The sequence below is a fragment of the Clostridium hydrogenum genome, from assembly GCF_021432385.1.
GTDB lineage: Bacteria > Bacillota > Clostridia > Clostridiales > Clostridiaceae > Clostridium_S > Clostridium_S hydrogenum.
Genome location: NZ_JAEACT010000002.1, coordinates 1,888,097 through 1,909,377, shown reverse-complemented (window position 1 = coordinate 1,909,377; position 21,281 = coordinate 1,888,097). Strand labels below are relative to the sequence as shown.

Sequence of the window (21,281 nt, the reverse complement as noted above, 5' to 3'; positions counted from 1 at the left end):
CATTGAAGAAATAGTTTAAATAAAATTTTATAAATCTTAGTGCCAAATTGTTAAAAGCTTTAGAGATTTCAATTTGTTTGAGTCAAAGACGAGTTATTGGAAGCTCTTAAGATTTTAACAATTTGACGCTTAGATTTATTAATTTTATTTAATATTTCAAGATGCTGTTACTTCGCAATATTTTCATTTACTTTCAATAATTTTTGTGGTAGAATTGACCATAAAAATATAGGTTATGTTGGAGAAAATAACTTTATGGATAATTATTTTTCAGTGCAAATTCCTTTTACAGAAAGAGAAAAATTGGAAAACAAATTTAAATATGAGGAGATACTAGCAATTCCAGAATTGGCTGATACTATATGCTGTTACTGGAATTTTTCTTCCTATGGTTTTAATGATTCAGATATTGTATTAATGCCAGATCCATGTAGCAGTATAATTATAGATCTTAATAACATGAAAGACGTGTATATATTAGGGCCTTTGGACAAGCCATTCAAGTATAAATTTAATAGGAAATCTGAATTTTTTGGGATAAAACTTCTTCCAGGAAGATTTTCTGTATTTTCATCTATTCCAATTGAAAGTATTAAAAATAGGGTTATTCCACTTGATAGCAAATTTTATGATTCAAATAAACTTTCTACAATTAAATTAATGAAAAGTGATATGAATAGTTTGCAAAGTTATGCAAATGAGGAGATTTTAAATTCTAAAGAATACAGTATTATAAAAAATTCAAGGTTAAATATATTTGATTCTATAGAGCAGATATACATAAAAAGAGGTAATATTTGCATATCAGATTTAGCACAAATAAGTAACTGTAGTATAAGGACACTTTCTAGAAAATATGATGATATGGTTGGGATGAATCCAAAGTTTGTGTGCAGAATTATAAGATTTCAGTATACACTTTTTTGTTACTATAATAATTTAGAAGCTAACCTAGCAGATTTAGCTGTAATGAGTGGCTATTATGATCAATCTCACTTTTATAAGGATTTTAAGGAGTTTCTTGGTATTTCTCCATCTAGATTAATTTCTTGCTAAAACTTGTCCGTTTTTTACAATACATCAAATTAGAATTGTGCTATACTTTTTTAATATTATAGGATGAATATAGTGTAGGAAATTAAATAGTATTTACAGTATTTTATGTACTACTTTTATATAAAAATATGACTTAAATTACTATATAGATAGTTAGAATAATTAAAGTTGTTATAGTAAAAACTATGATTGAAATAAGTAAATCATAGGAGTGAATATAGAAAAATGGAAGTAGTAAGAGTAAGAACAGAAGACGATAAGGAAAGATACTTTGTAGCTGATGATGAGGGGTTACCTATTGAACCAATTTTAAAATTTATAAGGTTTAAAGATAACACTAATTATGCAAGAAATACATTAAGAATGTATTGTCAACATTTAAAATTATATTTTGAATATTTAGAACAAAGGAAATTAGATTTTCAAAATATAACCATAGATGATTTATCATTGTTTGTTAATTGGTTGCAGAATCCTTATAAGAGTTTAAAAGTAATACCTACTAACAAAATAGATTCAGCAAGAAGTCCAAGGACTATAAATATTATAATAGATACGGTTTTAATGTTCTACGACTATATTTTAAGGCATGAAGAGTATAGCAATAATATTTCAGAAAGGCTTAAAAAATTCGTTTCTACTCCAAGTAGAAACTTTAAAGGATTCTTATATGGAATAGCCTATGATAAGAAAAAAGTTACAAGTAATATATTAAAACTTAAAATACCAAAATCTAAACCTAAAACTTTAACCAAAGAAGAAATTACAATGCTCATAAATACTTGCAATAATTTTAGAGATAAATTTTTGTTATTACTCTTATATGAGACTGGATTTAGGATAGGCGAAGCCTTATCCTTATGGATTGAAGATTTTGATATAAGTGATATGATAATCGACCTTAAAGATAGAGGAGAACTTGAAAATAATGCTGAGATAAAGACGGTATCAAGTCCAAGAAGAATAGATATATCTCAAAATCTTGCTGATATGTTTATGGAATATATAGCTGAATATCATACTGAGGAAGTTGAAACTAATCATATTTTTATAAAGATAAGTGGTAATAATCAATATAAACCAATGAACTATATTGACGTTGATAATTTATTTAGAACACTTAAAAAGAAAACTGGTATATACGTTACGCCACATATGTTTAGACATAGTTCATTAACCATTCTTAGAATGGCAGGTTGGCAACCAGAGTTACTTAGAATAAGAGCTGGTCATAAAAATATTTATACTACTTTAAACACATATATTCATCCTTCAGAAAAAGAAATAACGGAAGAGTTTAATAAAACTCAACCTAATTTGGACTTAGATATTTACAACGAAGGAGATGAATAGTGTGAAGATACAAGATATTAAAAGTAATCAACAAAGTAAATATGAAGAAATCATTGAGTATCTTAGTCAAGATAATGGATATTGGTTGAAAAATGATAAATGGGATTTAACTAAGGACTTTTTCGTTGGAAAAGTTATAAGAAGTTATAAAAATATTAATTTTTCTAATATAAATAATGAAGCTCTAAAGAATGAATTGAAATTTTATATTATATATAGTTTTAAAGAAAATTTACTGAAAAATTCCTATATAGTATGTTTAGCTTCAACATTAAAACATTTTAGTGATTTTCTTAATAGTTATTATTTAAGATGTATAACTTTTAATATTATAAATGGTGATGATTTTAAGTTTAAATTTAAAAATTATCTTATGAATGTAGGATTTAAGATATCAGATAAGGGAAAAATTAATGCTACTGAGATGAATAACATATTGTATGTTATAGATTTTATTCAAAATTACTATGATGACAGAGAAGAAACTGAAAAAGATATATGGTATTCAAAAAATATTAAAGGTTTAAAGATAAGAGCTACTCAAAATAGAAAGAGTTCATCATTGAACTTTAATGAAATTCCAGAGTATTATAAAGAAACAGTAAAACGGTATTTTAGACATATAATATGGAAGAAGTCGTTTGACCATTGTTTTAATATTTTAGTTTATTTAAGATATTTTTTTAAATTTTATTATTCATTGGGATATAAAGATGGATTTATAGAAAGTCTTACAAGAACAGATATTGAAAAATATGTAAGTTTTTTATATCAAGATAAAGCAAACGCCTCAACACACGAAAAACATCGATATTTATCTCAAATAAGAATTTTTTTAGAATATATTCAACTGGCTCAATTTGAAACAGCTCCACAAAAAGAAATAAATTACCTCGTATTTAAAGATGATATGCCAAAGATAGAGAAATTTGCAGATTCTTTAAATAGAACTAAATTTATCCCAGAACCTATATTAAAGCAAATAGATAATAATATTATGCATTTAGATAGACCACAGTTTATACCTATTTATATCTTGCTTAGGGAAACAGGATGGCGTGGTACTGATATATTAAATCTAAGATTTAATAATTGTTTAGAACAGATTTGGAATAACAAAGAGCAAACTTATAACTACTACCTTTGTGGTGAAATAACTAAAACAGGCATAGCACAACTTAAAATACCTATAAGAGATAAGGTTGCTGAAATGGTTCAAAAAGCCAATGATAAAGCTAAGGAATTAAGTACAGATGAAAATAATCCTAAGAAATATTTATTCAATACTTATGAAGGAAAATTAAAAGGAATCCCATTAAGTAAGCAATCTTTACTGCTTACAATTCAAAGGTTAATTAAGCAGAAAAATATATTAGATGTCAATGGTGAGTTATATCATTTTAGACTTCATTCATTAAGGCATACAAGGGCTAAAGAATATGTAGAACAAGGTATGGGCATTAGCATTATACAACAAATATTAGGGCATCAGAGTCTTCAAATGACGGTTCATTATGCAACAGTAACAGAAAATGTTCTTTATGAAAAGTGGAAGAATACGGAGGATTTAGAACTATTTAAAGTTGATACTAAAACTAATGAGCTTGAAAAAATAGATTTAAATTCTGACGCAGGTGAAAATTTAATAAGATATGAGTATGTTAAAAAGAATTTAGATGCAGTTAGAGTACCTTTTGGAGTATGTTTTAAACCTTCTAAATTACCTTGTAAACAACAAATGAATCATTGTTTAACTTGTGCTAGTTTCTGCACTACAGTTGAAAATATTCCTGAATATGAGGAAGAAATTGAAAAAGTAAAATCTCAAATAGAAGTAAGTAATAGATGTGGTAGAGAACTATGGGCAGAAAAGAATAAGACGTATTTAAAATTATTAGAAGATACATTGATAAGAGTTAAAGAGCAGAAAATTATTCATAAAAATGGTAAGTCAAGGGAGGAAGCATAAGATGGCTGGAAATACTAAAGGATTGAAAGAATATGCTCAAAATAAAACTAAAATGACATTAGAAAAAGTAGATAAAGCCATTAGAGAACTATCTCTTGGCGAACATAAAATTAATTTTAATAGTGTATCTAATTTAAGTGGAGTATCTAAAAATTTTTTATATAAAAATGAAGAAATTAAGAAAAGAATTGAAGAACTTAGATACAAACAAACTGAAAAAGTTATAAAACAAAAACTTAAATATAATAAAACTGATAAGTCGAAAGATATTATTATACTTGCAAAAGATAAAAAGATTAAGGAAATTCAAGAAGAAAACAGAAAACTTAAAGGAGAATTAGAAGTTCTCAGAGGAAAATTATATGAAAAGATATAAACAAAATATAAACTACATTGATTATATATAATCAATGTATAAATTAAATAGAATCAATCCGTGTAGCATACGCTACACGAGATATAATAATGAGGTGTAGTAAATGATTTTCTTATCAGCTCCATCATAGTAATACGAAGAACCGCTTTTTCCACTCAATAAATCTTTTTTTATAGTTGAAAATTTGTTATCATTTTTAATATTTGATTTCATAACTTTTGAATTGTCAACACCTGCAATATAAAAACCGTCCTTGCTTAATAAAAAAGCCTTTCCGGAAGTTCCTATCTTTAAATTATTAACAATAGATTGTAATTTTGATAAATTTATATCTGCAGTTGTTTCACCTAAGAAATTATTATTATTATCATAGAAAGGTGCTGTAGTAGTTACCATTGTAAGTTTTGTTGAATTGTCGTAATATGGAACTGTCCAAGATATTTTGTTGCTGCTTTTACATTGAGTGTACCAATCTTGATTTGGATAATTGTAATCATCCGTCATGTATTGCTCAGTGTACTGAACTTTGTTACCATCTTTTAGAACATACGGTCCAAAGAACTTTAAATTACTTTTGTACTTATTAGGCTCATACCAAATGCCTGTTCCTAAGGTATCACTGTTTATTAATACATATTTTTTAAGCAGATTTTTATAATCGTCAGTTGACATAGTATTTCCGTTTACTTCAATCGTTCTTGCTAAAGTCTCGGCTATCCTTGAATGAAGTTGAAGCTTGCTATTAATTGATGTTTTTAATTCGCTTATATTATTTTCAATTTTAGAATTAATTTCTTTTGTTAAAATATTTTTAGAAATATAGTAACTCGAAAATAATAATACTATTAATAAAAATATTATAACAGGTAAGAAGATTAATAATGTTTTGACTCTGATACTTTTTAATTTAATCATACACAATACCCCCCATTTATAATGTAATTATATGTCGATTATACAATAAAACAGGGGGATTGTATATGTGATTTTCTGTCAGTTAATTAACATGCTGTCAAAATATTTTTATAAACATATTAAATTTAAATTATAAATCATTTAATGGGTTTGATTTAACAGCTTCTCTTAGTTTTTCATCATCCACGTGAGTGTAAATTTGAGTTGTGGAGACATTTTCATGGCCTAGTATTTGCTGAAGACTTCTTATGTCGACATTGCCGTATTTATACATAAGGGTTGCAGCGGTATGCCTTAGTTTATGAGGCGTGAATTTGTCATAGCTAAGTCCAGCTTTAGCTACATATTTCTTTACCATAAGTTCTATGGTTCTTTTATTTATTCTAGTTAACTTTCTGCTTATAAAAAGGGCATCAGCATCTTCAGAGTGAACCTTACTCGAGATCTTATTTCTTTCTATCAAATAGCTGTGTATAGCTCTAATGCAGGCTTCGTTTAAATAAACTGTTCTTTCTTTGTTACCTTTACCTATTATTGTGAGGGTATCGCCTTTAATCTTTGATATGTCTATACCCACAAGCTCAGACAAACGCATACCGCAATTTAAAAATAATGTTATTATGCAATAATCTCTTTCGAAAAAGGGGCCATCTATTGAATTTAAGAGCTTCTTGCTTTCTTCTAATGTTAGATATATAGGGTTTCTTTTACTTATCTTTGGAGATTCTAATTCAAGCGTTGGATTTTCCTTTATTATTTTAGCTTTCAAAGTAAGGTACTTGAAGAAGGATCTTAAGGTTGCAACTTTTCTTGCTCGTGCATAAGCGCTGTTTTCTCTGTAATTTTCTACAAAAGATAAGAATGCGTACAAATCGCTTAAAGATATAGACTCTATAAATCTATTATCAATATCATTTATTTTTATTTCATCGAATTCTTCGTCTTTACTTGAGAGTCCTTTATACAACTTTAAAAATCTAAAAAATAAAATTAAATCGGTTTTATAGCTGTATATAGTATTTTTAGACTTACCGCGAATTGTTCCTAAATAGTTTAAAAAATTATTGACTTCGAATGGAATATCTGAATCAAAAGCTTGCTTGATATCATATTTCATGTAAAAACCTCCTAAAAAATACTCTTATTTCGTGAAATTCACATTTAACGAATAAAATATTCGACGTAAGGGGGATAAAATCCTTCTTTTTTTGCTACTATATAGTAAGTATTAGTAATAAAAAATAAATGTATTTTTTATTAAATGCCTGTTTCTATGTTTTTGCTCAAACAGCAATTGGAAAATTGCTATAAGTTTGTGAAGCTGATTTTTGACTTTATATCCCCTGTTTTCTTATTGATAATCAAATGAAAGATATTCTCAATAACCATAGGGTTTTAAAAATGCTTTGTATTAAAAAAATGGATTATACTTTTTACTTAAACATAGAATTCTACATTTTATTAAAAGTATAATCCAATTTTTGCTCAATTTATATGTGGAGTCCAATTATCATTTTTTCCAAGAATATTTGATATTGAAAAGTCTTTAGCTTCTTCACTAGTTAAAAGTTTTGAAAAGTCTGCTCTTTTACTTTTGTCTGCTCCAGGACCATAGTTATCATATTCTACATAACTAATGAATTTTTCTGCGTTTAGTTTATTCCAGCTATCCCAGCCTTCTACCTTTATATGTTCACCAAGATAACAGTGTATGAAGGCTGTTTTTGCATAATCTCTCCAAGGCCTTCCAAGGTAAACAGTGTTAGGAGCTGCATTGCTTGTAAGTTTACAATCAATAAACACATATCCAAAAGCGTTGCCTTCTGGGGTTGATGCCGCAGTAACAAATCCATTTACGGTTTCTTTTCTGTCATTTGAAAAAATTTCACATTTATTAAATACGGCAGTAGCTGATCCAAAAATAAAGTCTATATCGCCTCTTATGAAACAGCTTTCATAATATTGTTTAACATTTCTTCTTGGTTTACCTTCCATTGGTCCTCCGAAATTGTTACCTTCAATAGGTTTTGGAGGTAGTGGACCAGTAAAAAGAGTATCCTGGCACGCAAGAAATTTGCAATTTTTAAATTTATTCCTATTACCATTAACGTAAGCGGCCACAGCTTGTCCAACAATCTCACCACTTCCAGCTGAATTTTCAAAAGTCATATTTTCAGCCGTAAAATCATCACCATCTACAAAGATTGTATAAGAATTAAAGGTTCTCATAGGTTCACCATTGGAAAGTGGTTTTTTTGCCGCATCATCAAAAGTTAAAATTGTATATTCTGGATCTTCTCCGATCAAAGTGATAAATGGCTTTGTAACATTAACCTTTTCTTTATAAATACCATTTTTTATATTTATAATTACTTCTCTTGAATTATTTTCCGGTACTGCATTAATTGCATCTTGAAGATTATCAAAATCACCATTTCCGTCTTTTGATACAATCATTTTAAAACCTCCTGCATAAGGCATATTAAAGAAAATAATACGTCTAAAACTAAATGGAATTAATTACATCTTCATCAATTATAATACTATTAAATGCATTTATCAAGGCATATGCACTTGCTTTAATGACATCAGTATCTACAGCTTTTGCGGTATAACTTTTTTTATTATAACTTACTAATATACTTACTTTACCTAAGGCTTCTTTGCCTTTCGATATACTTTTTATTTTATATTCTTTAAGTTCAATATTTAATTTAATTACATCTCTAATAGCTGTATATACAGCATCTATAGGACCATTTCCGGTACCTTCCCCCATAAAAACATTATCTTTTTTCTTCATTTTAACACTTGCCCTAGAAAACAAAATATTGCTAACAACTTCTATATCAATTAATTCATAGCGTTTACTTTTAAATTCAAAAAATTCATCACTTTGCTCATTGTCATCTTCAATATTTTTATCTATTAAGTAAAAAAGATCATAAACATATATTTCTTTTTTCTTATTCGCCAAAGTAAGAAAATTTTTATATATATTTTCAAATTCTTTTTTGGTGAATTTTACAAAACCTATTTTTGCAAGCTCACTTTTTAAAGAGTTACGGCCAGAAGTAGCAGAAAGAACAGGTTCCACCTTTTCAACTCCGACATCTTTTGGGTTTATTATTGCATAATCCTCTCTTACTTTTATAAGACCATCTGGAAGTAATACTGATGATTTTGTAAAAGCATTGTCACCTGTTATTGCTTTATTAACTTGTGTATCAATACCTGTTAAATATGTGACAAGTTTTGACGATGTCTTAATTTCAGAAGTAATAATATTAGTATATGCATTATAGTATTCTTTATGAAGTTTAATTCCCATAACTATCTCTTCTAATGCAGCATTTCCAGCTCTCTCGCCTATACCATTTATTGTGCATTCTACTTTATCAGCTCCATTTTTTACAGCAGCAAGCGAATTTGCAGTTGCAAGACCAGTATCATTATGGCAGTGCACGCTTAACATAATATTACTATTTAAATTTTTTAGGCGATTATTTATTTTGTTTATCATATCACCATATTCTTCTGGTACTGCAAAACCAACTGAATCTGGTAAATTTATAATTGTAGCTCCTGCCTTTGCAGCGGCTTCAACTATACCCCAAAGATGATTAAATTCTAAACGAGAAGCATCATCTATAGTGTATTGAACTTGAGAAAAAATTGATTTCCCATATTTTATAGCTTCTATATTTTGAAGGAATATTTGTTCTTTGTTTTTACCAGCATATACATCGTATGAACCTAAAATTATATGTAAAATCGGATTTGTTGTTGTTCTTAAACAATTATAAACCTCATCTATATCATGCCTTACTGGCTTAGAAGTTGCAGAAATTATAGTATCTTTTCCTATTTTTTGTGAAATTATTTGAACTGCTTTGTAATCATTTTCTGATAATCCAGGGAAACCTGCATCTATTATATCAACATTAAGCCGCTGCAGCTGATATGCCATCTTTAGTTTTTCATTTATGCTTAATTTAGCACCTGGAATTTTTTCGCCATCTCTTAAAGTTGTATCCATTATTAAAATCTTCCTATTCAAAGTTGTTACCTCCATTTCTGACGAAAGAATCTAAATAAAATTATAAACCCCGTCTCCAAAACAGAGACGGGGCAATATATAACTTCTTATAAATAAGCCGCCGCTTTACTATTCATTATATAAATAGTAATATTTAAATATCATTCTGTCAATAGTATATACGTTATATGCTAAAAATAAATATTAAGAATTTCATTTAATATGTTTAATTTCATATGGAGTTTCTTGGTATACGTAATAATTTAGCCAGTTTGAAAAAAGTAAATTTGCATGACCCTTCCAGCGTACAATAGGTCCTTTTAATGGATCATTATCTTTAAAATAATTTTTAGGTAATTCTATATCAAGTCCTAAATTTAAATCTCTTTCATATTCTTCATTTAAAGTATATTTATCATATTCAGAGTGACCCATTATAAATATTTGCCTTCCATCTTTTGTAGCTACTATATATGCTCCTGCATCTTTTGATTCTGCAAGTATTTCTAATTCAGTCACCTTTTCAATATCTTCTTTTTTCACAGTTGTATGTCTAGAATGTGGTGCATAAAATACATCATCAAATCCTCGTGTAAGTTTAACATTGTTTTTATTTAATGTATGTTCAAAAACTCCAAATAATTTATGTGGAAGTTTATGTTTTTTTATGCCATAGTGATGATATAATCCAGCTTGTGCTCCCCAGCATATATGAATTGTAGATGTTACATTTTTTAATTTCCAATCAAATATTTCACAAAGTTCATCCCAATAATCTACAGCTTCAAAATCCATAGTTTCAACTGGTGCCCCTGTTATTATCATTCCATCAAATTTTTCATTTTTTATTTCATGGAAGGTTTTATAAAACATTAATAAATGTTCTTGGGATGTATTTTGAGAAGCATATGATTCTGTATGAATAAATGTTGGATTTACTTGAATTGGAGAATTTCCAATCAATCTTAATATTTGAGTTTCTGTAGTTACTTTTTTAGGCATTAAATTTAAAATAAGTATATCAAGAGGTCTTATATCTTGATGATATGCCCTATTTTCATGCATAAAAAATATATTTTCATTATTTAAGGTTTTAGCTGCTGGAAGATTATCTGGTATTTTTATAGGCATTTTGAATCACCATCCTTATAATATAAAAATCCGTTCTTCAAAAGAAAAACGGATTTTAAGTACTTAAACTAATAAATCTTAATTACAGTTTTTCTTATCTCTCAAAACTAACAAAGTTCTGCAGGAATTAACACCGTACATTGAAATGATAATGCCGGTTGTTAGGTTTCACAGGGCCAGTCCCTCCACCACTCTTGATAAGAACATTATTTTATTGTTATTATAATGATAGTATATATATTTTATGTTGTCAATATTTTAAGTTTAAGTTTTCATAATTTGCTATTAACATAATATGTATTATGTTAACTTATATACTTATAAATTCTTTAAACTTAATATTTACCTATTTATTAATCTTAAATTTTTTTATACTTTTCTTTCTTTCAATTTCTTCTTCCCATTCATCAGCTCTAGCGGCAGCTTTAATACAAGATATAGTAAACATTACAATAATAAATATTAAAATTAATATGATAGTAATTAACATTAACATTTCTCCATTCAAATTTAAATTTTAACCAAAACAGTAAAGAAAAAACCCTTCATAAGGTTATGAAAGGTCTTTTTCTTCATTTTTAGGGCTAAATTTAGCTCTTGCACTTTCCGCAGAAGGATCATGCTTAATATTTTTTTTATTGCTTTTTTTAACATGATCAGGCTTTTTATTATTCTTATCCATCTTAAATATTACCTCTCCTTTTATAGATATACCACTTAAAACTTTAATTATACGTATAGCTATAGTATTGCCAAGATGAATAAAAGCATGCACAATTATTAAATTTTTTCAATTTTTATTTTATCCTCTACTATATCAATTAATGCATTTCCGCCATTTGATAATTTTCCAAAAAGAACCTCATCAACAAAATAAGTTTTTATATCTTTTTGTACAACTCTTAAAATTTCACGAGCACCGTAATTTGAGCTAAGTCCTTTAGCAGATATCCATTTTAAACATTTATCAGTTACCTTTAATTCTATGTTTTTCCCTTCTAGCTTTGCTTCAAATTCTTGCAGAGCCTTTTTAGTTATTAACATAGCCATTTCTTCATTCATACTGTTAAAGACAACTATATCATCTAATCTATTTCTAAACTCTGGTGTAAAGTATTTATCTACTTCTTTATTAATAAATTCTTCTTTTATATATCTCTCACCAAAGCCTATTATTGCTTTACCTACATCTGCAGCCCCTTTATTGGAAGTCATAATTAATATAACATTTCTAAAATCAGCTTTTTTGCCAACATTGTCAGTTAAGGTTGCATAATCCATTATTTGAAGTAAAACATTTAAAATATCTGGATGAGCTTTTTCAATTTCATCAAGCAGTAACACAGAATATGGGCTTTTTCGTATTGCATCTGTTAAAAGTCCACCTTCCTCATATCCTACATATCCTGGAGGGGCCCCAATTAGTCTTGCTACTGTATGCTTTTCTTGATACTCGCTCATGTCAAATCTTATTAGCTTTATATTAAGTGCTTCTGAAATTTTTCGTGCTATTTCAGTTTTACCTACTCCAGTCGGACCAACAAAGAGTAAATTTGCTACAGTTTTATTTTCATCATTAAAGCCTGCCCTTGACCTTTTAACAGCTCTTACAATGCTTTCAATTGCTTTATCCTGGCCAAATACATTTTTCTTTAATGTATCTTCTAAATTACGAAGTTTCTCCATTTCAGATTCTGATACCTCATTTATAGGTATTCCAGAAATAGATGAAATTACATTTTCAATATCCTTTACCTCTACATTAATAACCTCATCCGAAGTCCTGTTTATCTCTACAAAAGCACCACATTCATCAATAACATCAATTGCTTTATCTGGAAGAAATCTATCATTAATATACTTCGCTGAAAATTCAGCCGCAGCTTTTAAGGCTTCATCCGTATAATGTACATTATGAAATTTCTCATATTTTTCCCTTATTCCTAATAATATTTTATAGGTTTCTTCTATTGATGGTTCCTTTACATCTATTTTTTGAAATCTTCTTGAAAGTGCCCTATCTTTGTCAAAAATTTTCTTATATTCATCGTAAGTAGTAGAACCAATAAATTTTATTTTACCATCAGCAAGATACGGTTTTAATATGTTAGCTGCATCAATTGCCCCACCTGAAACTGCACCTGCACCAATTATGGTGTGTATTTCATCAATATAAACTATTGGCTTATCTTGTTTTTGTATTTCGTTCAATACATTTTTAATTCTTTCTTCAAAATCACCTCTATATTTTGTACCAGCAATAATATTAGACATATCTAATGAATATATCTTACTGCCCTTTAACGCATTAGGCACAGCTTCACTTACTATTAAACTTGCAATGCCTTCTGTAATTGAGGTTTTTCCAACACCGGGTTCCCCTACATGTATAGGATTATTTTTTCTTCTTCTGCATAAAACTTGAAGGGTTCTCTTAATTACATCCTGTCTTCCTATTACTGGGTCAATAAGACCATTAGCTGCTTTATCAGTAATATCCTCTAAATACTTTTCTATTGCTGATTTACTTTCTTCAGTGTATTCAAAGCCGTAATCTTCTTCATCATTTAACTCATACTCATCACTAAAAAATGAAATATCTGCTTCATCCTTTATTACTGATATACCATGAGTAATATAGTTTAAGAGCGTTAACCTATTAATTCCTTGTTTTTTTAAATAATATCCACCAAAAGAGTCTTCTTCATCGTACATAGCAACATATACATCTCCAATGGTTATTACTTCCTTGCCACTTGAAATCACATGATTTGCAGCTGAATTTATTATGTTTTGAACTCCTTCGGTTTGAATAGGTTCTCCAGCTTCTTGCTTTTCAACATTTTTAACAAAATACTCTTCTAAATCTTTTTTTAAATTTTCTACAGATCCTCCGACATTTTTTATTATTTTAATGCCATCATTATAAAACAGTGATGCATAAAGTATATGTTCTGGTGTAAAATATTTATGCTTATCAAATTTAGCTTCACTATATGCCGCTGTTATAATTTCATCTAAAACATCATTAAATCTCATACCTTATACCCCTTTTATAGACAATTTTAGCGGATACCCATTTTTAATTGCCATAGTTTCCGTTTGTTTAACTTTAGTAACTGCAATATCATATGGATATAGCCCTGTAACACCGCTGCCTTTTTTATGTACATCAAACATAATCTTAACTGCTTCAGGTACACTTTTACTAAATATGCTGACTAAAACCTCTACTACAAAGTCCATTGTCGTATAATCATCATTATATATTATAACCTCATACATCCTAGGTTCTTTTATTTTATTTTCTGTTTTTTCATTTAAGGTTGTTTTTAACCCCATCCCATAAACAACTCCATTTTGTTTTATTTATTTATTTTTTCAATAATTCCTTAGAAATATGACAATATCCATTTGGATTTTTTTCTAAATATTTTTGATGATATTCTTCTGCATCGTAAAAATTTTTTAATTCTTCTATTTCTGTTACTATAGGTTTATCATAATTTTTTTGTTCATTATCCCTGGACTTTAAAATTATATTTAGATCCTCAGTATTTTTATAGTATATTCCTGTTCTATATTGTGTACCAATATCATGACCCTGTCTATTTGAAATAGTTGGATCAACTACCTTCCAAAATGCCTCTAAAAGCTTTTCTAAGGTTATTTTATTTTCATTATAATTTATAAAGCAAGCTTCTGCAAAACCTGTTTTATCTGTACATACTTCATCATAATTAGGGTCCTTTGTATTTCCGTTAGCATATCCAACCTTAGTTGAAGTTACTCCTTCTAGTGTATTAAAATATGCCTCTACGCCCCAAAAACATCCACCTGCAAAAACAATATTCTTCATTTTATCACTCTTTTCTATGGGTTTTTATTATAAATATATAAACCATTATAGCATTATTTTATTATAAAATATATGCGTAGAAATAGAAATATAAAACAAGGAGATATCCCTTTAAAAACTGCAGTAATTTCTCCATCCTCTCAGCACTTTATTACCTTATCTCAATTTTTTAAGTTTTCAACTTTTAATCTGCCAATATACTTTTGTGTCATAAAATTATGTATCAAAGTCCTCTCTTATATCACATTTATTCATATAATATCTGATAATAATTTTATACCCTTTTCCATTTGTTCAATCTTGGTATTTCCATAACCAAATATTAATGAATTGTCCATTGGGGAGATTAAATTATCCGATATATAATGTTTATTCATAGCCGTGATTTCTATATTTTTCTCACTAATCTTACTCATAAGGCATTTATCAAAAATAACATCTTTAAAAGTAGCTACAAAATGCATTCCAGCTTGAGCACCAGTAATTGTTACCCTCTCACCAAATTCTTTTCTAAGACATTCAATAAGATAGTTTCGCTTTTTGAGATACAATCTTCGCATCTTGCTTATATGACGATCAAAGAAACCTATTTCTATAAATTTTGCTAAGGTAAGTTGCTCAAAATTTGGTGAATGTAGATCAGCTACATACTTTATATTTTCTATTTTACAAAGGAGTTTATCAGGTAAAACCATATATCCTATTCTTAATGCTGGCATTAAAGTCTTGGAAAACGTTCCTACATAAATAACTTTTTCTGGATTCAAATGTTGCATGGAGTGTATTGGATTTCCATAAAATCGGAACTCACTATCATAATCATCCTCAACAATATAAGTCCCGTGTTTCTGAGCATATTTTATCATTTCAATCCTTCTATTGATTGGAAGAACTACTCCAGTTGGAAATTGATGACTTGGTGTTGTAAATATAAGTTTGGGAGGCTCTTTAGGTAATTCAGATGTCACCATCCCATTTTCATCAACTCTAATTGGTTTCATTGCCACCTGATTACTCTCTAATGTATTAAGAATACCGTAACTAAGTGGATTTTCAACTAGTACATATTCATTATTTTTAACAAGTTTACACAATAAGGAGAAAGCTTGTGCTGCACCATTAGTAATTAATATATTATCTGGTGATGTACATACGCCCCTAACACGTTCTAAATAATTAGAAAGCTCATAACGTAATTCATAACTCCCAAAAGGATTTTGATAACCCATCTGCTTCTCATTAATGTTAGAAATACTGTCCTTATAAACCTTTGCCCATTTATTAATAGGTATATTATCCAAATCCGGGATTCCTGTACGAAATGATATTTTATCTATATAATTATCGCTTTTATTAAAATGAAATTCCTTTCTTATTTTAATTTTAGGAAATGTTACTCCTTCACATATATAAGTACCCGAACCACTTTTTGTATAAACATATCCTTCCGCCATTAACTGCTCATAACAATCTAGTACTACGTTCCTTGAAATATTTAAATTTATTGATAATTCCCGTGTTGATGGAAGTTTATCGTTTGATTTCATTTTACCATTCAGTATTAATTCTTTGTAATACATATAAAGTTGTTTTGATAAAGAAACTTTTGATTTCCTATCAATATTTATAAAATTCATATAAACACCTTCTATACTTCTTAAAAAGTGGTTCCTTAAAAATTATTAAAATGTGGCTCTTATCACAACCACTATATCATGGTAAATTATATCATATAAGTTAAAAAAAATATATTAGGAGGCCATTATGAATACAGTCAGTTTTTTAATCACATCATTTATCATCATATTAATTCCAGGCACAGGAGTTACATATACTATTTCAACGGGCATAATAAAAGGGAAAAAAGCAAGTATATTTGCTGCTCTTGGCTGTACTATTGGTATCATACCGCATTTATGTTTAAGTATTGTTCTTTCATCGTATATTATGAAAATGAACAATACCACTTTCTTTATTCTAAAATTAATTGGTTCCGTATATTTATTATATCTTGGTATTGGTATAATGACATCAAAAACAAGTTTTGAAATAACAGACAGCGAATCAAGCCTAAAAGCAAGTAAAATAATTCGTAGTGGGATTTTTATTAATTTGCTCAATCCGAAACTTACTTTATTTTTTTTCTCCTTCTTACCTCAATATGCAAAATCAACTGGAAAGTATTATATAACTGAATGCTTATTTTATGGACTTGTATTTATGATTATTACACTTTTAGTTTTTATAGGATATGGTTTATTAGCAGGATTAACAAATAAGTTTTTTAAAGATTCTCCTAAAAATGTATGCATACTTCAAAAGATATTTGGTATTATCTTTATTATTTTTGCAATAAAGCTTGCATTTAGTTCGATTTAGAATATTTAATAAAGATAGTTGATTGAATTGTTCCTTTTGTGAGGAGTATGTACTAATCAGCATACATACTATATAAACTCATATATCTCCCACTTTTTCTTATCAAATCCTCATGTTTCCCGTACTCAGCTATCTTTCCCCCTTCAATTACACAAATCATATCCGCATTTTTTATAGTAGTCAGTCTATGAGCTATAACAAGAGCCGTTCTCCCCTTCATTAAATCTTTTAAACCTTTTTGCGCAAGTTGTTCTGATTCAGAATCTAAAGCTGATGTTGCCTCATCAAGAAGTATAATAGGTGAATTTTTAATAAAAGCCCTTGCTATAGAAATACATTGTTTTTGTCCACCTGAAAGCTTTACACCACCTTCTCCAACCTTTGTAGAATATTTATTAGGCATTTTCATAATAAAATCATGTGCATTAGCTAGTCTAGCCGCTTCAATTATTTCATCTTTACTGGCATCCATTTTTCCATACCTAATATTTTCTTCTATTGTTCCATCAAAAAGGTATGCATCTTGAGGTACATATGCCATAAGTTCTCTTAATTCTTTTAAAGTATACTCACTTATTAACTTTTCACCTATTGTAATTTCACCATAATTAACTTCATAAAATCCAAGTAAAAATTTAATAATTGTACTTTTTCCTACACCACTTGCTCCTACAAGTGCAACTATACTATTTTTAGATACTTTAAGATTAAAGTTCTTTAATATTGTACTTTGACCCTTGTATGCAAATCTTACATTTCTTAATGCTATCATGCTATTTTCAGGAATATTACCGTTTACCATATATCCTTCTTTCTCTATTGCTTCATCAAGTATTTCAAAAATACGACTTGCTCCTGCTAATGAACTTTGTAATTGCACAAAAAAGTTGCCCAAATTCAAAAACATAAAATTTACGCCCTTTTGCAAAGCCACAATTGCCACAACAGTGCTAAAATCAAGCATATTTTTAGTTACCATAAACGCACCTACTATATATATTCCTACCATACTTAAAACTCCAGATATATAATTTATACAACTAAGCTGAGAATTTTTTTTAGCACGTTCAATAGTTTGGCCTGCAATTATGTTACTCTCATTTATGAATCTATCTGTAATAAGACTACTAATGTTGAACATTCTTGCTGTGCAAAAGCCACTTAATATATCACTTAAATGTTGGTTCAAAATCCCCAATGAGTTCTGAATGTTATTAGCAATCTTACGTAAAGGACTGGAATAAGAAATATCAATTCTTGCAGAAATCACTCCCATTATAATTGTAATAATTGCTAACCTCCAATCTAAACTTATCATTGTAATTGTAGAACCTATACCTCCTACCCCTATCATTTGCATTTGATCATTATATGCATTTTCCATTGAGTTAACATCATTAATTAATCTTGACATTAGTTCTCCACTATGACTATTTTCATAATACGAAATTGGAAGCTTTTCTATGTGCTTAAACAAATCAAGCTTGATTTTTACCAGTACATGCTTTATTATTCGCACTTTTAAGTAAATACACATAGGAAAAATAATGCACCCCATTAAAAAGGCAATTACAGCTAATACAGCCCCACTTATTAGAAAATACATTTTTCCACTTTCAGCTGCACTTATAACATTTTTGTTTACGTAGGCACTTATTATATTACTTGTTGCATTAACTCCACAGCTTAAAATTAATACTAAAATATAAATCCATTTCTTCTTTTTCATTAGCGAAATCATTCTAAATAAATCACCAAGATAAATTTTTTTTAACATTGTTTATGCTCCTTCATTATCCTACTTATAAAAATGCCTTTGATATAATTGCTTATATAAACCTTCCTTGCTCAAAAGCTCATCATGTGTTCCACTTTGAACGATACTTCCATTATTAAGTACTAATATTAAATCAGCCTGTTCAATAGTATTGAGCCTATGAGCTATTATAAGTTTTGTCTTTTTGCTAATCATTGCTTGAAGTGATTTTTGAATAAAAGCCTCAGATTCTGTATCTAATGCAGAAGTAGGCTCGTCTAATAATAGAATAGGTGCATTTTTTAAAATAGCTCTAGCTATGGCTATTCTCTGTTTTTGACCTCCAGATAACTTTATGCCCCTTTCACTAACCAATGCATCATATCCATTTTGCAATTTTAAAATAAAATCATGAGCATTAGCTTCTTTTGCTGCGGATATAACCTCTTCATCTGTAGAGGATAGTTTTCCAAATCTGATATTATCCATAATTGAACCCGGATATAAATATGTGTCCTGTGATACAAACCCTAACTGTTTACGCAAAGAAACTAGATTCCAAGCTTTTATATCCTCTCCATATAATTTTATTACTCCTTTGTTAATTTCATAAAATCTGCAAATAAGATTTATAATTGTGCTTTTGCCAGCTCCACTTGGTCCTACTATTGCAACAGTACTTCCTTTCTTCAATTTAAAACTTACTTTGTTTAATATTTTTTCATTTTCATTATAGCCAAAGATAACATCTTCAAATTCAATATCGAATTCTTCTTTTATATTACTAAATGAAGTTCCACTAGCATATTCAGTTTTAAGTTCAAATAACTCAAATATTCTCTTAAATGCCCCCATTGCACTTTTAGCCATAACAATTAAATTAGGCAATTGAGACATTGGATTTACAAGATATTGAAGTAAAAGAAGAAATGCAACAAGACTTCCTGCTTTTATATTTCCTTTTACAGCTAAATAGCCACCATATGCAGCACATATAACGTATGGTAACTCATATATCATAAACATTACTGGCATTATTAGTGCGCCTCTAAAGTTTATTTTGTTGTCGTAAATTTCCAATGACTTATTTAATTTCTCACGACATTTAATTTGAAATACTTTTTCTAAATTAAATGCTTTTACCACATTTATTCCATCTATTGCATTCTGCATTAAGCTATTAGCTTCACCAATATATTTATAATATTCTTCATGAAGTTTTCCCATGGGCTTGCTTAGTTTATTGGATATGAATAAAGCAATTGGTATAGATATAGAACTTGCAACGAGCAGCTTCCACTGTATCAAAAACAAGTAAATGAATGTTACACAAAAGACTAATGGTATATACAGATAATTATGTATACTTCCTATAAATTGTTCTGCCGCTGAAATATCATTATTTAGTCTTGAAGTTATGTCTCCGTTATTCATCTTATCTTTTGATGAAACTTGCATTTTATCAATGTGCTGTACTGTTTTATTTCTCAAATCTTTAATTACATTACTTCCAAATAAACCCGAAGAATATGGCATTAGGTAGTTTGCTATTGCACTTATTAGCACTGTAATTATTGATAGCATTATTATTCTTAAAATCCCTCCATTGTCAGCATGATGGATATTGTCAATTAATTGTTTAATCAAGGTAACAGAAATAATATCACTTATTCCTATTACAATAGCGCAAAGAAGGCTTAGCCATATCCATTTTTTATATGGTTTTATTAAACTAATTAACTGCTTAAGAATTACAGACTCTTTATTCTCTAAAATATTTTTATACATAATTTTATTATCCCTTCTAAATTACAATAAAATGGCATTTTACAAACACAATTAAATTTTGTTTACTATTACATAAACATATTAGTATTTAGTTTTAAATTTGTCAACTCTTTTTTGCTTTTATGTGAATTACAGGAAATTAAGAATATTATTTTGCCGCATGTATAAACTAGCAATAAAATAATATAACTTAAATTCATTGAGCAATCTATATCTATAGAAGGTGATTAGATGAGTAAAAAATTCGTTATTATAAGTGCTTTTTTGATTATATTATTAGTTTTTAGTAATAATTTTTGTTGTAAGGTTTATGCGGCAAAAAAAACAAACTATTTGAACAATGTATATATAAATCAAATTGATTCACTAGAAAAATTACAAACAGATTTACTTATTAGAATGTTTTCCCCTTACATCAGTAAAGGAATTGAAAACTATTATGGAGAGCCGAGACAATTTGATTTATGGAGTGCTAAGATTTTAAGCATTAAGAGACTTCAGGATGGTTCATTTAATTTTGAAATAAAAATTGCAGTAAGAACATTCAAAGGACCACATAATCCACCATATGGATTAGAAATTACGACCATAAGGGTTGATGCTTTTGGAATACGTGTTATAGATTTCAACCATACAAAATAAATTAAAGAAGAATGTTGT

Annotated in this window: 19 protein-coding genes and 1 riboswitch; of the genes, 6 read left to right on the top strand and 13 right to left on the bottom strand. The window is 28.4% G+C overall.

What is annotated here, in order from left to right; all coding sequences use genetic code 11:
• Positions 1 to 255 precede the first annotated feature (255 nt).
• The 4 genes from CUEA01_RS08700 to CUEA01_RS08685 all read left to right on the top strand — a co-directional run bounded on the left by CUEA01_RS08700 (position 256) and on the right by CUEA01_RS08685 (position 4,754).
• Entirely contained in the window at positions 256 to 1,056 is an 801-nt protein-coding gene (locus CUEA01_RS08700; protein ID WP_234121255.1) for a helix-turn-helix domain-containing protein, read from the top strand.
• Between the two features lie 225 nt (positions 1,057 to 1,281).
• Positions 1,282 to 2,409, top strand: coding sequence for a tyrosine-type recombinase/integrase (locus CUEA01_RS08695; protein WP_234120269.1), 1,128 nt, complete (start codon positions 1,282 to 1,284; stop codon positions 2,407 to 2,409).
• The gene (locus tag CUEA01_RS08690; RefSeq protein WP_234120274.1) at positions 2,402 to 4,378 is read left to right on the top strand and encodes a tyrosine-type recombinase/integrase; all 1,977 of its coding nucleotides are present in this window, start codon (positions 2,402 to 2,404) and stop codon (positions 4,376 to 4,378) included. The genes CUEA01_RS08695 and CUEA01_RS08690 overlap by 8 nt, the downstream gene beginning before the upstream one ends.
• Position 4,379: 1 nt before the next feature.
• Entirely contained in the window at positions 4,380 to 4,754 is a 375-nt protein-coding gene (locus CUEA01_RS08685; RefSeq protein ID WP_234120276.1) for a DUF6262 family protein, read from the top strand.
• A 72-nt stretch (positions 4,755 to 4,826) separates the two neighbouring features.
• Here the strand turns inward: CUEA01_RS08685 and CUEA01_RS08680 are convergent, their stop codons facing one another.
• The 11 genes from CUEA01_RS08680 to pdxR all read right to left on the bottom strand — a co-directional run bounded on the left by CUEA01_RS08680 (position 4,827) and on the right by pdxR (position 16,335).
• The gene (locus tag CUEA01_RS08680; RefSeq protein WP_234121254.1) at positions 4,827 to 5,669 is read right to left on the bottom strand and encodes a PDC sensor domain-containing protein; all 843 of its coding nucleotides are present in this window, start codon (positions 5,667 to 5,669) and stop codon (positions 4,827 to 4,829) included.
• A 130-nt stretch (positions 5,670 to 5,799) separates the two neighbouring features.
• Complete coding sequence (locus CUEA01_RS08675) at positions 5,800 to 6,786, bottom strand: tyrosine recombinase XerC (RefSeq protein ID WP_234121253.1); 987 nt, start codon at positions 6,784 to 6,786, stop codon at positions 5,800 to 5,802.
• A gap of 368 nt (positions 6,787 to 7,154) precedes the next feature.
• Positions 7,155 to 8,126, bottom strand: coding sequence for a pectinesterase family protein (locus CUEA01_RS08670; RefSeq protein WP_234121252.1), 972 nt, complete (start codon positions 8,124 to 8,126; stop codon positions 7,155 to 7,157).
• 49 nt (positions 8,127 to 8,175) lie between these two features.
• The gene (locus CUEA01_RS08665; RefSeq protein ID WP_234121251.1) at positions 8,176 to 9,729 is read right to left on the bottom strand and encodes a 2-isopropylmalate synthase; all 1,554 of its coding nucleotides are present in this window, start codon (positions 9,727 to 9,729) and stop codon (positions 8,176 to 8,178) included.
• A 192-nt stretch (positions 9,730 to 9,921) separates the two neighbouring features.
• Positions 9,922 to 10,839 carry a homoserine O-acetyltransferase MetA gene (gene metA / locus CUEA01_RS08660; protein ID WP_234121250.1) on the bottom strand — a complete coding sequence of 306 codons (918 nt, stop codon included), beginning with the start codon at positions 10,837 to 10,839 and terminating at the stop codon, positions 9,922 to 9,924.
• Positions 10,840 to 10,930: 91 nt separating this feature from the next.
• Positions 10,931 to 11,043: riboswitch (SAM riboswitch) on the bottom strand.
• 142 nt (positions 11,044 to 11,185) lie between these two features.
• On the bottom strand, positions 11,186 to 11,329 hold the full coding sequence (locus tag CUEA01_RS08655) for a hypothetical protein (RefSeq protein WP_234121249.1): 144 nt from the start codon (positions 11,327 to 11,329) through the stop codon (positions 11,186 to 11,188).
• Between the two features lie 63 nt (positions 11,330 to 11,392).
• Positions 11,393 to 11,521: a CPC_1213 family protein gene (locus tag CUEA01_RS24905; RefSeq protein WP_268906148.1), complete on the bottom strand. Its 129-nt coding sequence runs from the start codon at positions 11,519 to 11,521 to the stop codon at positions 11,393 to 11,395.
• A 98-nt stretch (positions 11,522 to 11,619) separates the two neighbouring features.
• Positions 11,620 to 13,878, bottom strand: coding sequence for an ATP-dependent Clp protease ATP-binding subunit ClpA (gene clpA / locus CUEA01_RS08650; protein WP_234121248.1), 2,259 nt, complete (start codon positions 13,876 to 13,878; stop codon positions 11,620 to 11,622).
• A gap of 3 nt (positions 13,879 to 13,881) precedes the next feature.
• Positions 13,882 to 14,181, bottom strand: coding sequence for an ATP-dependent Clp protease adaptor ClpS (locus CUEA01_RS08645; RefSeq protein WP_234121247.1), 300 nt, complete (start codon positions 14,179 to 14,181; stop codon positions 13,882 to 13,884).
• Between the two features lie 31 nt (positions 14,182 to 14,212).
• Positions 14,213 to 14,698, bottom strand: a complete 486-nt coding sequence (gene msrA, locus CUEA01_RS08640; protein ID WP_234121246.1) for a peptide-methionine (S)-S-oxide reductase MsrA — start codon at positions 14,696 to 14,698, stop codon at positions 14,213 to 14,215.
• 251 nt (positions 14,699 to 14,949) lie between these two features.
• Positions 14,950 to 16,335, bottom strand: coding sequence for a MocR-like pyridoxine biosynthesis transcription factor PdxR (gene pdxR, locus CUEA01_RS08635; RefSeq protein ID WP_234121245.1), 1,386 nt, complete (start codon positions 16,333 to 16,335; stop codon positions 14,950 to 14,952).
• A 127-nt stretch (positions 16,336 to 16,462) separates the two neighbouring features.
• Between pdxR and CUEA01_RS08630 the strand changes: the two genes are divergently transcribed.
• The gene (locus CUEA01_RS08630) at positions 16,463 to 17,077 is read left to right on the top strand and encodes a LysE family translocator (RefSeq protein ID WP_234121244.1); all 615 of its coding nucleotides are present in this window, start codon (positions 16,463 to 16,465) and stop codon (positions 17,075 to 17,077) included.
• A gap of 52 nt (positions 17,078 to 17,129) precedes the next feature.
• Here the strand turns inward: CUEA01_RS08630 and CUEA01_RS08625 are convergent, their stop codons facing one another.
• On the bottom strand, positions 17,130 to 18,854 hold the full coding sequence (locus CUEA01_RS08625; protein WP_234121243.1) for an ABC transporter ATP-binding protein: 1,725 nt from the start codon (positions 18,852 to 18,854) through the stop codon (positions 17,130 to 17,132).
• A 21-nt stretch (positions 18,855 to 18,875) separates the two neighbouring features.
• Complete coding sequence (locus tag CUEA01_RS08620) at positions 18,876 to 20,621, bottom strand: ABC transporter ATP-binding protein (protein ID WP_234121242.1); 1,746 nt, start codon at positions 20,619 to 20,621, stop codon at positions 18,876 to 18,878.
• Between the two features lie 231 nt (positions 20,622 to 20,852).
• Here CUEA01_RS08620 and CUEA01_RS08615 point away from each other — a divergent pair, with 231 nt between their 5' ends.
• Positions 20,853 to 21,263, top strand: a complete 411-nt coding sequence (locus tag CUEA01_RS08615) for a DUF3888 domain-containing protein (protein ID WP_234121241.1) — start codon at positions 20,853 to 20,855, stop codon at positions 21,261 to 21,263.
• Positions 21,264 to 21,281 lie beyond the last annotated feature (18 nt).

Excerpts from the sequence above, each read along its gene's own strand:
- CUEA01_RS08685 (WP_234120276.1), top strand. The coding sequence starts at position 4,380 with ATGGCTGGAAATACTAAAGGATTGAAAGAATATGCTCAAAATAAAACT.
- CUEA01_RS08655 (WP_234121249.1), bottom strand. The coding sequence starts at position 11,329 with ATGTTAATTACTATCATATTAATTTTAATATTTATTATTGTAATGTTT.
- CUEA01_RS08645 (WP_234121247.1), bottom strand. The coding sequence starts at position 14,181 with ATGGGGTTAAAAACAACCTTAAATGAAAAAACAGAAAATAAAATAAAA.
- CUEA01_RS24905 (WP_268906148.1), bottom strand. The coding sequence starts at position 11,521 with ATGGATAAGAATAATAAAAAGCCTGATCATGTTAAAAAAAGCAATAAA.
- CUEA01_RS08700 (WP_234121255.1), top strand. The coding sequence starts at position 256 with ATGGATAATTATTTTTCAGTGCAAATTCCTTTTACAGAAAGAGAAAAA.
- CUEA01_RS08695 (WP_234120269.1), top strand. The coding sequence starts at position 1,282 with ATGGAAGTAGTAAGAGTAAGAACAGAAGACGATAAGGAAAGATACTTT.
- CUEA01_RS08620 (WP_234121242.1), bottom strand. The coding sequence starts at position 20,621 with ATGTATAAAAATATTTTAGAGAATAAAGAGTCTGTAATTCTTAAGCAG.
- CUEA01_RS08680 (WP_234121254.1), bottom strand. The coding sequence starts at position 5,669 with ATGATTAAATTAAAAAGTATCAGAGTCAAAACATTATTAATCTTCTTA.
- clpA (WP_234121248.1), bottom strand. The coding sequence starts at position 13,878 with ATGAGATTTAATGATGTTTTAGATGAAATTATAACAGCGGCATATAGT.
- CUEA01_RS08670 (WP_234121252.1), bottom strand. The coding sequence starts at position 8,126 with ATGATTGTATCAAAAGACGGAAATGGTGATTTTGATAATCTTCAAGAT.
- pdxR (WP_234121245.1), bottom strand. The coding sequence starts at position 16,335 with ATGAATTTTATAAATATTGATAGGAAATCAAAAGTTTCTTTATCAAAA.
- CUEA01_RS08675 (WP_234121253.1), bottom strand. The coding sequence starts at position 6,786 with ATGAAATATGATATCAAGCAAGCTTTTGATTCAGATATTCCATTCGAA.
- CUEA01_RS08630 (WP_234121244.1), top strand. The coding sequence starts at position 16,463 with ATGAATACAGTCAGTTTTTTAATCACATCATTTATCATCATATTAATT.
- CUEA01_RS08615 (WP_234121241.1), top strand. The coding sequence starts at position 20,853 with ATGAGTAAAAAATTCGTTATTATAAGTGCTTTTTTGATTATATTATTA.
- metA (WP_234121250.1), bottom strand. The coding sequence starts at position 10,839 with ATGCCTATAAAAATACCAGATAATCTTCCAGCAGCTAAAACCTTAAAT.
- CUEA01_RS08625 (WP_234121243.1), bottom strand. The coding sequence starts at position 18,854 with ATGTTAAAAAAAATTTATCTTGGTGATTTATTTAGAATGATTTCGCTA.
- msrA (WP_234121246.1), bottom strand. The coding sequence starts at position 14,698 with ATGAAGAATATTGTTTTTGCAGGTGGATGTTTTTGGGGCGTAGAGGCA.
- CUEA01_RS08690 (WP_234120274.1), top strand. The coding sequence starts at position 2,402 with ATGAATAGTGTGAAGATACAAGATATTAAAAGTAATCAACAAAGTAAA.